This is a genomic window from Pedobacter sp. Bi27 (assembly GCF_918698255.1).
Classification (GTDB): Bacteria; Bacteroidota; Bacteroidia; order Sphingobacteriales; family Sphingobacteriaceae; genus Pedobacter.
The window spans coordinates 676,979-692,393 of record NZ_CAKKMW010000004.1 but is presented as its reverse complement, the minus strand read 5'-3'; the positions used below and the strand labels follow the sequence as shown (position 1 = coordinate 692,393).

Sequence of the window (15,415 nt, the reverse complement as noted above, 5' to 3'; positions counted from 1 at the left end):
ACTAACAACCAACGCTGCAGGCAAATCTGATATCAACCCATCACAAAGCTGGCAGTAAGTATTAACCAAACCAACCATGAAACAAAAACTACTTTCACCAAAAGCTGTGCTTTTAAAATTTAGGGACCTGTATAGGCAGTTCTTGTTCGTACACGTGAAAATCAACAAAAATGGATGATCAATTAAATCAACGTCCTTAAACAATCAACAACTAAATTTTTATGAACCTATTTACACTGAAAAGGCATTGCCTGATGCCTGCGCTTGCGCTGCTGTTTTTTAGCGCCTGCAAAAAAGATACCTACACCTCTGAAGTTTTTATTAAGAAACAATGGAAGGTAGACCTATCGGCCTCAAAAGTTTTGCCAGCCATTAGCGGGAGAACAGACCATGCCGTCGCGATGGTATACCTGATAGATAATATGGAAGTGCATTACGACATCTATTTCGACAAGGCACTCGAAAACAGTGATACCCCTGGAAGTGCCAAAATCTATCTCGGTACTGAAACCACATTGGGTACAGTTTTTATCGATTTAAAAACACCTGCCTTTAATGCCAACCGAGAAACTTCAGGATTGGTAGGGGTTGATGCGGCAACGGCCACAAAACTGCAGAGCGAAAAAATATATCTGCAGATTTCTTCTGCTCAGCAACCTAATGGCCTGGTGCGTGGACAGCTTAATTAAATAGGAAACCTAAACCAAACAAAATGATTAAAATAATTACTTTTCAAAATCGGGTGTCGGGTTTTAGAACACTTTGCATAAGCTGTTTGCTTTTTGCATTGGGCAATAACATGCTTTACGCCCAAAAAACAGGCGACTCGTTGGTGAAAGATTCTGTGATGGCAAAATTACCTTTACAGGATAGGCATGTAGACCAATGGTTTAAAACCATATCAAAACTCCGTAATGTTGCCGGTACCACCACCATTTATAACGAAGATGTAAATACCACTCCGGTTTCTGACCTTACCAATGCCGTATCTGGAAGAATCCCAGGTTTATACAGCAACAGAAGTTCGGGCCGCACAGGGCCACTGTTCGATGTTTCTTCGTTTACGCTTCGTGGTCAATCGCCCTTAATTGTGGTAGATGGCGTTGTGCGTTCGTTTACGAGTTTCAATTTAGACGATATCAAAAGCATTACCGTATTAAAAGATGCGGTTTCGGCCAATATGTATGGTTTAAGATCGTCGGGCGGTATTGTTTACATCACCACCAAAGATAAATCGCTGGAAAAACCCTTCGAACTGAACTTTTCGGCACAGTATGGCGTGCTGAACCAGTTTAAAAGACCAAATTTTATTACAGGTGGTAGTTATGCCGAGCTATATAACGAAGCACAAAAGAATACTTTTCCGGGGGCCACGCCAACCTATCCGGCTGATGTAATCACCGCTTATAAAAACGGCACCAATAATCCCTTTTTACAACCCAATAACGACTGGTACAACAGTATTTATAAAAAGAACGCTGCACAACAACGTTACACCATCAATGCGGCAGGAAATGGCAAAAACTATCGCTATTATACCTCTGTGGAGCATTTCAGTCAGGATGGAAACTTTATTTCCGGTCCCGATAATAGCTACGAAACCACCAATTACTACAAGCGCTACAACTTAAGGACCAATGCCCAGATCGATTTTAACGATAACATCCAATTAGGGCTGAACATTTTTGCATCGATAGAAAATAGTAACGAACCTGGCAACCTGGGTTCAAATATCATGAACAGCATTTTTCAAACTTCGCCACTTGGTTACCCTGAAAAAAATCCGGATGGCACTTATGGTGGCAGCAGTCAGTACAGCAACAACATTTTGGCCAGTACCATTGCTTCGGGGTATAATAGTTTTAACGAACGTTCTTTAAATGCCGATGTAAGTTTAAAATTTAAGCTGGATGACATTACAAAAGGATTGTGGGCCAAGGGTTTGTTATCAATCAATAATTATTACCTGCAAACCATTTCTCGTAATAAAACTTTTGCCATTTATTATCCTGTCACCACCAGTACGGGTACCAACTATACAAAAGTGGGCAGCGATGGTACCATTATTGCCAATAGTGGCGCACCAACCTTAGGCACGCAGAACAAACAGACTTTTGTTAATGGTTTGTTGGGTTATGATAAAACCTTTGGCAAAAGCACATTGAACGTGCTGGGTACTTATAACTTAACCAACCTGATTGATTCTTATACTCAGCTAAACCAAATTTACCAGAATGCGGGCATTAGTGCCAATTACGATTTCGATCAAAAATACCTTGCCGAAATTTCGATGGTTTACAGCGGATACAACCGTTATGCACCAGGCAAAAGATGGGGCTTTTTACCCTCGGCAGGTTTGGGATGGGTGCTTTCTAAAGAAGATTGGTTTAACAGTAAAGTGGTTAATTTCTTAAAAATACGCGGAAGTATAGGTGAAACCGCCTGGGCTGATCCTGGAAACTATTATACTTATTTACAGAATTATGCTATCGGATCAACCGGTTATAACTTCGGCGCTACAGCTACAGCAGTTTCGGGCAGTTTAGAAAATGCTTTGAAAAACCCCAACATTACCTGGGAGAAAGCTTTAAAAGTTGATGCCGGAATTGAAGCGCAATTTTTAAAAAACCGTTTAAATGTAGAGGTTAACTATTACAATAATAAATATACCGACGAGCTGATTACCCCTGCAAATGGTTATGCTTCGGGCATTATCGGGCAAAGTTACCCAACCGTTAACGGCGGTAGCACCAGGTACAATGGGCTAGAAGCAAGCGTTCAGTTTGCCGATCAGAGCAAAGATTTTTCATACTTTGTTAAAGGCAATTTTACTTACGCCAAAAACAAGGTGATCAGTTTACAGGAAGGTAATTATCCTTACCCGTGGATGTACCGTGCTGGCCAACCTGGTACCACTTTTGGTTACGAGGCCATCGGTTTTTATCAGGTAGGCGAGGATATCAGCAAAACTGCAAATATCCCTGGTTACACGCCAAGTCCGGGCGACATCAAATACAAAGACTTAAATAACGATGGCGTAATTAACTTTTTAGATACCAAAGCGCTTAATACCCGTCCGCTTTTCATTTTTGGTTTAAACTTTGGTTTTGTCTATAAAGGTTTTGATTTTAATGCTTTGATTGAAGGCAGGTTACCAAGAGAGATCTACTACAGCCCATCATCAATGCTCGCCTTTAACAACGGTTACGGTTATGTGCTCGATTATACCACTGAAAACCGCTGGACACCGCAAAACCCGGTAAACGCAACCCTGCCACGTTTAACCCTCGGTAACAACACCTACAATACCCAAACTTCGAGCTTTTGGTACAGAAGGGCCGATTATATCCGCCTTAAAAATGTAGAAATAGGTTACACCGTGCCGGTTAAATTATTGGCGAGGGCAAAAATCAGCAAGCTGCGGTTTTTTGTTAACGGTTACAACCTCTTAACCTGGAGCAAACTCGATTATTTCGATCCCGAAACAGGTTTGTCTGGCTTTGCCAACTACCGTATTATCAATGGTGGTTTATCACTTAAACTATAAGCGTATCCAAGATGAAGAATATTAATAAAATTACCCTAATATATGCCCTGTTTGCCATGTTACTTGCCAGCGGGTGTAAAAAAATGATTGAGGATGGGCCTTTAGAAAATGCCAATAAAGACCTGGTATTCGATCCAACTGATTCACTTGGCGTTTATGCCGAAGCTTTCCTCAATAACACCTATTCGAGCCTGCCAAATGGTTTTAATCGGATATCTTCCAATATGCTCGATGCCGGTACTGATGATGCTATTCCATCTTCAACCTCCGCACAGGTGCAGTTCTATTCAAATGGCGCCTTTAACCAGGTGGCTTTGCCCGATAATACCTGGGATGCCAATTATGCGGGCATCAGAAAAGTAAATATTTTTCTGGCGAACATCGATCAGGTGCCCATTAAAACCACAGGATTTAAAAAACGCTTTAAAGCAGAGGCACGGGCATTAAGGGCCATGTTTTATTTCGAACTGGTTAAACGCTGGGGTGGTGTTCCATTAATCGGTAATAAAATTTTCGAGCTGAACGATCAGATAAACCTTCCGCGCAATAGCTATCAGGACTGTGTAAACTACATCAATAGCGAACTTGATGCTGTTATGCCCGATCTGTTGGGTCCAAATGCAACAAGTGGTTATACCACCATCTATTTCGGACGTTTTACACGCGGTGCCGCCATGGCATTAAAATCGAGGTTACTATTGTATGCAGCAAGCCCTTTAAATAATGCGGGTAATGACGTCTCAAAGTGGACGGCGGCCGCATTGGCTGCCAAAGCAGTGATGGATAGTGTTGCTGCGGGCAAATTTGTTTATGCCTTATCAACCTCAACAGCAACGGCACATTACAGCACCACGAATATGAGTGCACTGGCGCCATCTGCTTCCTTAAGTAATTACGTGGCTGGGGTGAATAAATTTTTAAATGTGTTTTCTTCAAGATATAATGCCGAAATCATATTGCCTTATTTAAGGGCTACCACTACCGATATAGAGCAGAACAATGAACCCGTGGGTTATACCCGGCAGGGACAGGGCCTAACTAACCCCACTCAGGAACTGGTTGATGAGTTTGAAACTTTTACCGGCAAAACCATCCAGGAAAGTAGCTCCGGTTATACACTTGCTGCACCATACTACAACCGCGATCCACGATTGGCCGGAACGGTTTCATTTGATGGCTTATTTTGGCTTAACCGTAATGTTCAAACTTACGATGGAGGTAAAGACAGACCTAAAGGATATGGTAATGCCGTATCGGATGAAACCAGAACAGGTTACTACCTGCGTAAATTTATGACAGGTACCACCAGTGAAAGTGCCTACACTGCGCAGAACCATAATTTCCCCATTTTCAGGTATGCTGAAATCCTCCTCAACTTTGCTGAGGCTCAAAATGAAGCTGTAGGGCCGGATGCCGATGTATATAAAAGTATCAACGCCATTAGGGCAAGGGTAAATATGCCGGCTTTACCAACGGGTTTAACCCAACAACAGATGCGCGATAGGATCCGCCACGAGCGCAGGGTAGAAATGGCTTTCGAAGAACAGCGTTTCTGGGATATCCGCCGCTGGAAAATTGCCGAAAATGTTTTAAACGGAACGTTACACGGGATTAAGGGAACGCTAAGTGGTACCACGGTAAGTTATTCTATTGTAACGGCAGCACCTACCAAGTTCGAGGCAGCTAAAATGTACCTCTACCCAATACCATTCAAAGAAATGGCATCTAACGGCAACATGGTTCAAAATCCAAACTGGTAGCTAATCAACAACATGATGAAAAGATTTTTAACATATATTATATTACTATCAGCCCTTTTGGTACAAACCGTGTATGGGCAGGTAGGAAAAACGGTTTCGGGTGTAATTTCCGATAACCGCGGCCCGATACCCGGTGCCAGCATTTACGAAAAAGAAGCCACGGCCAATGGTACCACTTCCGGTCAGGATGGTAAATTTACCTTGCGCCTTAAAGGTTCCAGTGGCGTACTGATCATTAAATCAATAGGTTATTTAACCAGAGAAATCGGCACAGGCAGCAGAACCAGTATAAATGTTACCCTCGAGGAAGACGCCAAAGGGCTGGAAGAAGTGGTTGTATTGGGTTTCGGCGAAAAAGCGAAAAAAATTACCAATACTGGGGCGGTGAGTTCTATTTCGGGTAAAGAAATAAGACAAAGTCCTACAGCGAGCATTCAAAACTCATTGGCAGGTCGTTTACCAGGGTTTTTCTCCCAGCAAAGAAGCGGTCAGCCAGGTAAAGATGGTGCAGCTTTTCAGATCCGCGGGATCAGCACCTACCAGGGAACAACCACTCCTTTAATTATTGTGGATGATATTGAGGTAACTGCTGATCAGATCAATATGCTCGATCAGAATGAGATCGAAAGTTTAACCATCTTAAAAGATGCTTCTACAACAGCCGTTTATGGCGTGCGTGGTGCCAATGGTGTTGTGGTGGTGCGTACGCGCAGGGGAGAATCAGGCAAGCCACAGTTAACCTTTAGACAGGAAACCGGTTTAACCCGATCGGCTGTGAATTTTAAAACCAACAACGGTTATACCACCTTAAAAATGCTGAACGAGTACACCACCGAGCAGTACATGGATCCGGCCACGCAATACCCTAAATTTTTTGGCGGGAATAACCTCGAGCATTACCGCCTGCAGGATGACCCTTACAATTATCCATTTGTAGATTGGTGGGATGAACTGACAAAAGATTACAGCATACAAAACCGTAGTAACTTTGATATCAGCGGTGGTACTCAAAAAACGAAATACTTTGTTTCGCTTGGTTATTTCAGTCAGGGTGGGATGTACAAAGATTTTACCAAAGATGAAGGTTATAATGGCGATTATCAGTTCGACCGTTACAATTTCCGCTCAAATGTAGATTTAGATCCCAATAAAAATTTGCATATCCGTTTCGATTTATCAGGAAGATTCGGGGTAACCAATTCACCAAATGATTCGCCCGGGAACGGTGGTGCACCAACCCTGCAATATTTATGGAACGGGCAATTATCGGCTTTTGGCTTTCCCGCTTACAATGCAAACGGCACTTACGGTGGTTCTACCAGCGGGTCGACAAAAATAAACCCAATAGCCAATTTAAGATGGTCGGGTTATAGCCGCGATTACACCAATAACCTTGGGTTTGTAACACAGGTAGATCAAAAATTGAATTTCATTACGGAAGGACTTACCGCAAACGCATTGTTATCGTATGCCAGCGATTATAGTTTCAACCGCTCTTTAAAAAGAAGCTCCTCCGAAATACCTACTTATTACTATGATGCCAATACCAGCAGTTACCTGCCAGTTGTAAACAACCTCTACCGTTTGGGTAAGTTAACAAGGAGCGGCGGTTATACCGGATCGAACCGTTTAACCAATTTACAGGCCTCATTAAAATACAACAGAAGTTTTGCCAGCCATAATATAAATGCTTTTGTGTTGCTTAACCAAACTACAAAAACTGAAGAAACGAGTGCTATTGCTTATGATCCCTACAATGTAAGGGGGATTGTTACATCTTTCAGCTATAACTACAAACAGAAATACCTGCTCGATTTTAAAGGTGCATACAATGGATCGGATAAATTTCAGTCGAGCAAAAAGTACCAGTTTTTCCCAGCGCTAAGTGTGGCTTACAACATCAGTGAAGAACCTTTTTTTAAAAACAATATCAATTTTATCGATAATTTAAAAATCAGGGGATCTTATGGTATGGTGGGTAACGATGGTATCGGATCATCTGTATATTCTTACGAGAAAACCTATGTTGGTGGAAGTGGTAAAGGCTATATTTTTGGAGAAACAGGTAATACAACCTATGGTGGTTTAATTGAACCCACTTTGGCCAATACCGAAATTACCTGGGAAACCCAGCGTGATGCCAATATTGGGCTTGAGCTTAGGATGTTTAAAGGCCGATTGGGTTTAAATGTTGATTTTTACAAAAAACGCCGTGAAGATATTTTAACGCAGCGTGCATCAGTTGCTACTGCATTTGGCGCCTCGCTGCCTTTCGTAAACCTGGGCATTGTTGATAACAAAGGGTATGAAGTAGAGTTAACCTATAAAGACAATCTTTTCGCTAACAAACTATCGTATTTTGTTAATACGCAGATCAGTCATTCAGAAAACAAAGTAATTTTCCGTGATGAAGGTGCCGTGCGCTACCCTTGGTTAGGTTTAACCGGAAAACCTGTTGGTGCCCTGTTTGCTTACCAGGATGCAGGGCTTTACCAATCACTGGCTGATTTATATAACAGTCCGAAATTGATCACCGCCACCCCTTTAAGCAATTTATCGCTCGGTGGTGTTAAACTGGTTGATTTAAATGGCGATGGTATTATCGATCAATACGATTTAGGTTATGTCGGAACCAATCAGCCCGAGTATATTGCGGGTTTAAGTTTTGGCTTCTCTTACAAAAACTTCGATTTCAGTACCTTATTCCAAAGTTCATTTAAATATTTCATCAATATCAACCGTGGTGTAATCGGTTATAGTCGCCCTGAAAATCAATCTATTCCTTATAACCTGGGCCGTTGGACACCTGTTACCCGTCAGGAAGCTACATTCCCTGTATTGGCAGGCAGTGGTTCGCAAAGTGGCGTGTTTTCTACTTACTGGACAAAACGTGGTGATTACATCCGGTGGAAAAACGTAGAAATAGGTTACCGTTTACCCACTTCGTTTGCTAAAAAACTCCACATGAACAACATCAGAGTATATGCCAATGGTTACAATCTTGGCTTGCTTTACACGGCGTTGCCTGTGTTTATAGATCCAGAATCGGTAACCGGAACGGCCAGCACCACAAACCTTGGCGATGTAAACGAATACCCGCAACAGAGCATATTCAATTTTGGGATCCAGTTTGGGCTATAATTCAAAAAAGATAAAGAAATGAGAAAGAAATTTTATATCATCAATATCATTGCAGTAGCACTTTTTAGTCTGGCTGCATGTAAAAAATCTAGTTTTTTGGATAGGAAAACAGAAACTTTAACAGAGGAAAAGGTTTTTGCAGATAGCGCGCTTACCATCGGCTTTGTAAATGATATGTATGCCTATACCGGACAAGACATTGTTTTGCAGCGGGCGGGTTATATTACCAGTCCCAATGGTAACGATTGGGCCTGTTTTGATGAACAGACAAGTTTGGCACTAAGTTACTATAGTACACCACAAACTGGGGTAATTCAGGGTACCTATACCGCTAGCAATTACTCGCTGAACAATTACTGGACAACTTATTATAAAAAAATCAGACAGGCATCGCTGTTTTTGCAGAATATAGGTAAAACGCCGATTTCAGCTGTTCGTAAGAATAGGTTGATTGCTGAAGCGCGTTACCTTAGGGCATTCTTTTATATCGGTTTGATCCGCTTTTATGGCGGTGTACAGTTAATGCCCGATGTTCCACTCAATGCAGATGAAATTTTAATATCCAAACGCAATACCTACAAAGAATGTGTTGATTATGCTGTTGCAGAACTTGATGAAGCAGCAAAAGGTTTGCCTAGTGCATTGGCGCAAGAAGCCGCAGAATACGGACATGCGACGAGAGGTGCTGCATTGGCCCTTAAGGCAAGGATTTTACTTACAGCAGCGAGTCCGCTTTTTAATGGTAAATCGCATAGTACAGATGCTTCCTTATTGCCTTATATTACCTATTCGGCAACTTATAATGCAATACTTTGGCAGAAAGCAGCTGATGCATTGAAAGCAGTGGTTGATCTGCCTGATTATGCATTGGTAGAAGATAATATAACCCGTCCTGGCCATGGTTTTTGGAAAATGTTTATCAAAGGCAGAAAAAATACCGAAGTAATTACACCTTTCGTGGTTTCTTCGGGCGCAGTGAGCTTTTTGGGCGGAACAAATTTTGAATCTTACCGTTTTCCAAGAAGCAGACAATCTACCACTTATACCTTTTGTAACCCGACCGAATCTGCGGTAGAAAATTTTGGAACTAAAGAGGGAAAGGCCATTGATGATCCTGCTTCGGGCTACAATCCCAATAATCCTTATATAAACCGCGATCCACGTTTTTATTTCTCTATCATTTACAACCAGGCGCCTTTATGGAAAAGTGGTTCGGGCACTACATTGGTTCCGGTTGATATCTATTTTAACAAGGCCACAAATGCACTGGCTGCTGATGGGATACAAGCTTATTATACCAAAACGGGATACTATTCGAGGAAAATGGCTAACGATTCTACCGGTACTTCAGCCAGTATTGAAAGATGTTTGCCGGTGATCCGCCTGGCAGAAATGTATATGGGTTATGCAGAGGCATTAAACGAATTGGGTCAAACAGAACAGGCTGTTTCATGGCTTGTCAAAATCAGAAAACGCGCCGGGATCACCGCAGGAACGGATAACCGTTATGGCATTGTTGCAGGCATACCGCAAGCTGCATTTAGAACATTGTTGCAAAAAGAATCTGTTGCCGAGTTTTTCTCAGAGGGGCATTTCTGGTACGATACCCGCAGGTGGAGAACAGCAGAGCTAACCGAAAGCAAGAATATTATGCAGACATACATCTCAAAGGAAGCTAATGGAGCTTTTACTTACGATAGAACAAAGCTGGCATTATCGGTTAATTGGCAACAGCGCGCTTATCTCGCACCAATTCCTCAAACAGAGATTGATAAATCGGCAACATTAATGCAAAACCCAGGTTGGTAATCATAAGCTTAAACAATTTTTTTAGTTGAGTTAGTCCCAGACCAGTTGCCTGCCAAAACAAGGTAGGCAACATCATGGTCGGGTAAAAACCTTAAACCTTCTATACACCGTTACAATATCAATACGATCATCTTAAACATCTACTTATGCCTACCGATCAACAAGAAAGCCCGGTTTTAGCTAAACTCAAAAACTCAATTGATATCAGAACACTTGAGCCCATTATGTTTTATTCGGGGAAGGATGATGAACTACAGGTTTTTTTAAACGAAACCGAATATGGAGAACTGATTATTATTTCACTTTCTAATGATCAGTTTTTAGTGAAAGAGGTATTGTTAGAAGAAACAAATGAAAAACTCGAGTGGAAACAGGATCATAAAGGACTGAGGATTTCGGTACCCGAAGGATTACAAAAAAGTGGTGGGGATATGGGGCGTGTGTTGAAAGTTACTTTTTGAGTCTTGAGTCGGCAGTTCAGAGTCAATTACTGATAAAAGCCCTCGGAGTCGAAAGGAATAGTTTGAAGTTAATTAACCAATAAAGATTGCTTCGGCTCCCGCTTATCTGGCCTCGCAATGACGGATTGGGCAATGGAGCATCAACTAATGAACTAATGACAAGTGGACTAATAAACCAATAAAAATCAATTAACCATAAACCTTTAACCATTAAACAATGAAAAACAAAAAACAACTTTGCTTTGCACTGCTTTTGATGATTTCAAGCGGTCTTTTAATGACTGCCTGTAAAAAAGCACCTGTTTCAGAACCAGAAACACTTGGCACAAAACCAACTACATTGGCACTAAGCTCCGGAACCACTCCGCCGAGTTTTGTTACCAATACCAAAAACCTGAATATTGTAATGTTTGTGCCTACCGATAATCCGGCGCTTGCTGATTACAAAACCCGCTTAACCTCTTTATTGGTTCATTTTCAGGGCTGGTTCCATACCGAAATGTTAAGGTATGGCTATGATAAATACATGGGATTGCCCAAAATCGATTCAACCGGATTGGTGCGTTTTATCGAAATACCAGCACAGTTTGCACAATCGGCCTATCCTTACGATGCCAGTATTTCTGCAACTAAAATCCTGAACGAAATTGCGGCCTACAAAGCCACACACGCTTCAGAGTTTTCAAATTCAAGCCATACGCTGATCTTATTACCCCAGCGTACCGATGGTAGTTTTGATCAGCCTTTTTACGGCTACGGTAAAAATTGCTTCGCTACTGACAATTCGAACATGGCAGTTGATAAAATCCCTAATGCAACATCAAATTTACTTGGTGGTATGCTGCACGAGCTGGGACATGGCTTAAATTTGCCACACGATCATGCTAAATATGCTTCAGAACAACCGATCTTAGGTACTTCTTTAATGGGATCAGGAAATGTAACTTTCAGCAAAGGTCAACCAACATTCTTAACCGAGGTTGATGCCGCCATTTTAAACCGTAACGAAGTGTTCCAGAATCCTTTGCCTACAGAAATACCTTACGAAGCAGCCACCACCACGATTAATGCGCAGTTTGCCTACAATGCAACAACACAGGCTTTCAATGTTACAGGTTCATTTACAAGTAATAAAGAAGTAAATGATATCCTGATTTACATGGACCCAGATTTGGGTGGTAGCGATGCTGATTATAATGCTGTGGCATGGAGATCGAACCCAGGTACTGGAAATACAATTTCGGCAACTATTCCCTTTAGCGAGCTTTATTATAAAAATAACGAAGCTTACAACATCAGGTTGAAATTGCTATTGAAAAATGGCGGTAATGTGAGCAAAACTTATTCATTCTCATTTTTAAATGGTGTGCCACAAATCGGTGCAAATGGTTCTGCTAAATTTCACCAGAATTCCAGTTATGGTGGCTATGGCGTATCATTACCTGTTGGCCAGTATACCACCGCCGATTTAATAAGCCGCGGTATTAGCAATAACGATGTATCATCTGTTAATTTAGGTCTTGGTGTTAAAGTAATTATGTATGATGGAGATAACTTTACAGGAAGTAGCATTGAATTAACTTCGTCAAGTACTTACGTTTCTACTTTTAACGATAAGGCATCATCCATAAAAGTGATTGCCCTTTAATTATTATTTGTTATAAACAGGCTTATCTTTAATGTTTCAAACCAAATCAAAAATGAGAAAACCGCTTTTTTTAAGTCTGTTATTTGTACTGTTTGTCCAGCTATTGGTTGGGCAAACAGTACAAAATAATGCATTAGAACAGTTTAGGACAGAAAAATTCGGCATGTTTTTACATTGGGGCTTGTATGCCCAAACTGCTGGCGATTGGAAAGGCCATAAGGTTAAAGGAGGAGAGCATTTTATGCTTTACGAACGTATTCCGGTACAAGAGTACGGAACCATTGCGGATCAATTTAATCCCATAAAGTTCGATGCAGATGCCTGGGTTAAACAAACAAAAGAAACAGGGATGAAGTATATCGTTTTTACGGCCAAACATCATGATGGATTTGCCATGTACAACTCAGCCAGCAGCGATTATAATATCGTAAAAAGAAGCCCTTTTAAGCGCGATCCAATTGCAGCGCTGGCAAAAGCCTGCAAAAAATACAAAATCACACTTTGCCTTTATTATTCCTTAGGGAGAGATTGGCAAGATCCGGATGTGCCAACCAATTGGCCTGTAAAAGCTGGCAGAAGCAACACCTGGGATTATCCGAATGAAGACGCAAAGGTTTTTAACCGCTATTTCGAACGAAAGGTTAAACCACAGATCACGGAACTTTTAAGTAACTATGGCCCAATTGGCGCACTTTGGTTCGATACGCCTGAACTTATCAGTAAAACAGAGAGCGCAGAACTTAAAGCGTTAGTTAATAAATTACAGCCAAACTGCTTGGTTAACAATAGAATCGGGAATGGTTATGGCGATTTTTCAATTTCAGAACAGTCTTTGTCACCATCATCTAAAAAAGCATGGGAGTCTTGTTTAACCATTGGCCAAAACTGGGGTTACAACAAACACGATAGCCTTTGGAAATCGCCAGAAATGCTGGTACGGCACTTGGTAGAAGTAGTAGCTAATGGTGGCAACCTGTTGTTAAATATTGGCCCTAAAGGCGATGGTGCATTTCCGGATTGGGCAACTGCCCGATTAAAAGCAATAGGTAAATGGATGGATATTAATCATGAGGCCATTTACGCCAGCCATCCATGGTTAGCTATAAAAGAAAATAGGAGTGAAAAGACCGACAATATTTCCATCGAAGAAAGCAAAAACGCCATTAAAGATGCCGTTTTTGATGGTACACCAAAATCTTTAACACCAGATGTTTACTATACCGCAAATGATAAGGCTGTATACGCTTTTTTAAGAAGCTGGCAAAAGCCAGATGTACTGTTAAAGCAGATAAACAAAAGCATACTGTCTGTTAAAAATATTGAACTCCTGGGAAACAATAAAAAAATTAAATGGACAGTAAATAATGAGGGGCTTAGCCTTGATTTGCCAAGCGATTATAACAAAGGAAATCAAATTCCTGTTTATGTATTAAAAATAACAGCCAATTAATGAGATTACTATATATTTTATCTATACTAATTATTTACTCAACTGCATTTGCGCAGCAACCAGGAATTATTCCTATGCCAGCGCAATTTGTAAAAGGTAGTGGCTACTTTGCCCTTAACAATTACAGTAGTATTGGTTACAATAATGAACAATTAAAAACAATAGCCTATTATTTTCAGAACGAATTATTAAGCCAAAAAGGAATTACCATTCAACAGAAAGGAAAATCGGCAAATATTATGCTGGTGTTAAAAGCAGGAAAGAAACATGCAGATTCATGTGCTTATCAGATCAGTATCAAACCTGGCCAGATTATCGTTTCTGGTACACATCCCAATGGCATTTTTTATGGAGTGGTTTCACTGTTGCAATTGGCGCTAACCAATAAAAACAGCCTGCTTCCTGCTGCAGAAATAAGTGACGCACCGGCTTATGGCTGGCGCGGCTTTATGCTCGACGAATCGCGTCATTTTTTTGGCAAACAAAAAGTAAAATCCATTTTAAACTGGATGGCCTTTTATAAACTGAATACCTTTCACTGGCATTTAACCGATGAACCTGCCTGGCGGTTGGAAATCAAAAAATATCCAAATTTGGCCCTTATTGGCGGCATTGGTGATTATTTTAACCCCAATTTGCCAGCACAGTTTTATACACATGCCGATATTAGGGAAATTGTGGCCTACGCTGCCAAGCGCTACATTAAAGTTATACCGGAAATTGATATGCCCGGACATGCTACTGCGGCCAATAAAGCCTATCCAGAATATTCAGGAGGCGGTTCAATAGGGCATCCAGCGTTTACCTTTAACCCTGGCCTGGAAAAAACTTACGTTTATTTAACCGATATTCTAAAAGAAACCAATGTGCTTTTCCCTGCCGGATTAATTCATTTAGGGGGAGATGAAGTGAGTTACGGAAATGAAAAATGGAAAAGCAATCCAGATATTTTAAAACTCCGCGAACGCGAAAAGCTTAAGGACGATGCTGCGGTAGAACACTATTTTATGAAACGTATGGCCGATTCGCTCTACCAATTAAATGCCAGGGCTATTTTTTGGGATGAAATGGCCGAAGCCGACCTACCCAAAGAGAAAACCATTATGTTTTGGTGGCGTCAGGAAAAACCTGCTCAGCTTCGCACTGCTTTAAGCAAAGGTTATCAAACAGTTTTATGCCCACGCTTGCCATTGTATTTCGATTTTGTTCAGGATAGTACCCATCAATATGGTAGAAAATGGAATAAATTATATAGTCCGATTGAGCAGGTATACCAGTTCGATGCGCAGTCTTTTACCGAAAATAAAAAAGAAAAGCAACTTATTTTAGGTATTCAGGCGAACCTTTGGACAGAAACAGTAGATAATGACAACCGTTTAGATTATTTACTTTTTCCGCGGATTGCTGCCCTGGCAGAAGCTGCATGGACGCCGCAAAATCACAAAGATTTTAAAACCTTCAGTAATAATCTAATCCAACATCTGGCGCTTTATGGCAAAGCAGGACTTTATTATTATCATCCCTCAAAACCTGTACAAAACCCAGAAATACCGGTTAAGAGAAAGAAGCCATTAAATTATAAAGATTAACACGCACACG

The 15,415-nt window shown here is 41.1% G+C and carries 9 protein-coding genes; all 9 read left to right on the top strand.

The features are described from left to right. Window positions 1-221 precede the first annotated feature (221 nt). Entirely contained in the window at window positions 222-689 is a 468-nt protein-coding gene (locus LQ227_RS16820; RefSeq protein WP_230150050.1) for a CHRD domain-containing protein, read from the top strand. A 23-nt stretch (window positions 690-712) separates the two neighbouring features. Beyond that, window positions 713-3,547 carry a SusC/RagA family TonB-linked outer membrane protein gene (locus LQ227_RS16815; RefSeq protein WP_230150048.1) on the top strand — a complete coding sequence of 945 codons (2,835 nt, stop codon included), beginning with the start codon at window positions 713-715 and terminating at the stop codon, window positions 3,545-3,547. Between the two features lie 11 nt (window positions 3,548-3,558). Next, window positions 3,559-5,307 (top strand): RagB/SusD family nutrient uptake outer membrane protein, encoded by a 1,749-nt coding sequence (locus LQ227_RS16810; RefSeq protein ID WP_230150046.1) that lies wholly within the window; start codon window positions 3,559-3,561, stop codon window positions 5,305-5,307. Between the two features lie 15 nt (window positions 5,308-5,322). Next, on the top strand, window positions 5,323-8,448 hold the full coding sequence (locus LQ227_RS16805) for a TonB-dependent receptor (RefSeq protein WP_230141801.1): 3,126 nt from the start codon (window positions 5,323-5,325) through the stop codon (window positions 8,446-8,448). Between the two features lie 18 nt (window positions 8,449-8,466). Continuing rightward, the gene (locus LQ227_RS16800; RefSeq protein ID WP_230150044.1) at window positions 8,467-10,257 is read left to right on the top strand and encodes a RagB/SusD family nutrient uptake outer membrane protein; all 1,791 of its coding nucleotides are present in this window, start codon (window positions 8,467-8,469) and stop codon (window positions 10,255-10,257) included. A gap of 146 nt (window positions 10,258-10,403) precedes the next feature. Further along, complete coding sequence (locus LQ227_RS16795) at window positions 10,404-10,718, top strand: hypothetical protein (RefSeq protein WP_230141796.1); 315 nt, start codon at window positions 10,404-10,406, stop codon at window positions 10,716-10,718. 217 nt (window positions 10,719-10,935) lie between these two features. Beyond that, a complete protein-coding gene (locus tag LQ227_RS16790; RefSeq protein WP_230150042.1) occupies window positions 10,936-12,366 on the top strand; it encodes a beta/gamma crystallin family protein in 1,431 nt (476 codons plus the stop codon). Between the two features lie 52 nt (window positions 12,367-12,418). Further along, window positions 12,419-13,816 carry an alpha-L-fucosidase gene (locus LQ227_RS16785; protein WP_230150040.1) on the top strand — a complete coding sequence of 466 codons (1,398 nt, stop codon included), beginning with the start codon at window positions 12,419-12,421 and terminating at the stop codon, window positions 13,814-13,816. Then, window positions 13,816-15,405 (top strand): beta-N-acetylhexosaminidase, encoded by a 1,590-nt coding sequence (locus LQ227_RS16780; RefSeq protein WP_230150038.1) that lies wholly within the window; start codon window positions 13,816-13,818, stop codon window positions 15,403-15,405. Before LQ227_RS16785 ends, LQ227_RS16780 begins: the two co-directional genes overlap by 1 nt. Window positions 15,406-15,415 lie beyond the last annotated feature (10 nt).

What these genes read in the sequence shown, in the direction of transcription:
- LQ227_RS16790 (WP_230150042.1), top strand. Translation starts at nt 10,936, where the DNA reads ATGAAAAACAAAAAACAACTTTGCTTTGCACTGCTTTTGATGATTTCA.
- LQ227_RS16785 (WP_230150040.1), top strand. Translation starts at nt 12,419, where the DNA reads ATGAGAAAACCGCTTTTTTTAAGTCTGTTATTTGTACTGTTTGTCCAG.
- LQ227_RS16810 (WP_230150046.1), top strand. Translation starts at nt 3,559, where the DNA reads ATGAAGAATATTAATAAAATTACCCTAATATATGCCCTGTTTGCCATG.
- LQ227_RS16795 (WP_230141796.1), top strand. Translation starts at nt 10,404, where the DNA reads ATGCCTACCGATCAACAAGAAAGCCCGGTTTTAGCTAAACTCAAAAAC.
- LQ227_RS16820 (WP_230150050.1), top strand. Translation starts at nt 222, where the DNA reads ATGAACCTATTTACACTGAAAAGGCATTGCCTGATGCCTGCGCTTGCG.
- LQ227_RS16805 (WP_230141801.1), top strand. Translation starts at nt 5,323, where the DNA reads ATGAAAAGATTTTTAACATATATTATATTACTATCAGCCCTTTTGGTA.
- LQ227_RS16780 (WP_230150038.1), top strand. Translation starts at nt 13,816, where the DNA reads ATGAGATTACTATATATTTTATCTATACTAATTATTTACTCAACTGCA.
- LQ227_RS16800 (WP_230150044.1), top strand. Translation starts at nt 8,467, where the DNA reads ATGAGAAAGAAATTTTATATCATCAATATCATTGCAGTAGCACTTTTT.
- LQ227_RS16815 (WP_230150048.1), top strand. Translation starts at nt 713, where the DNA reads ATGATTAAAATAATTACTTTTCAAAATCGGGTGTCGGGTTTTAGAACA.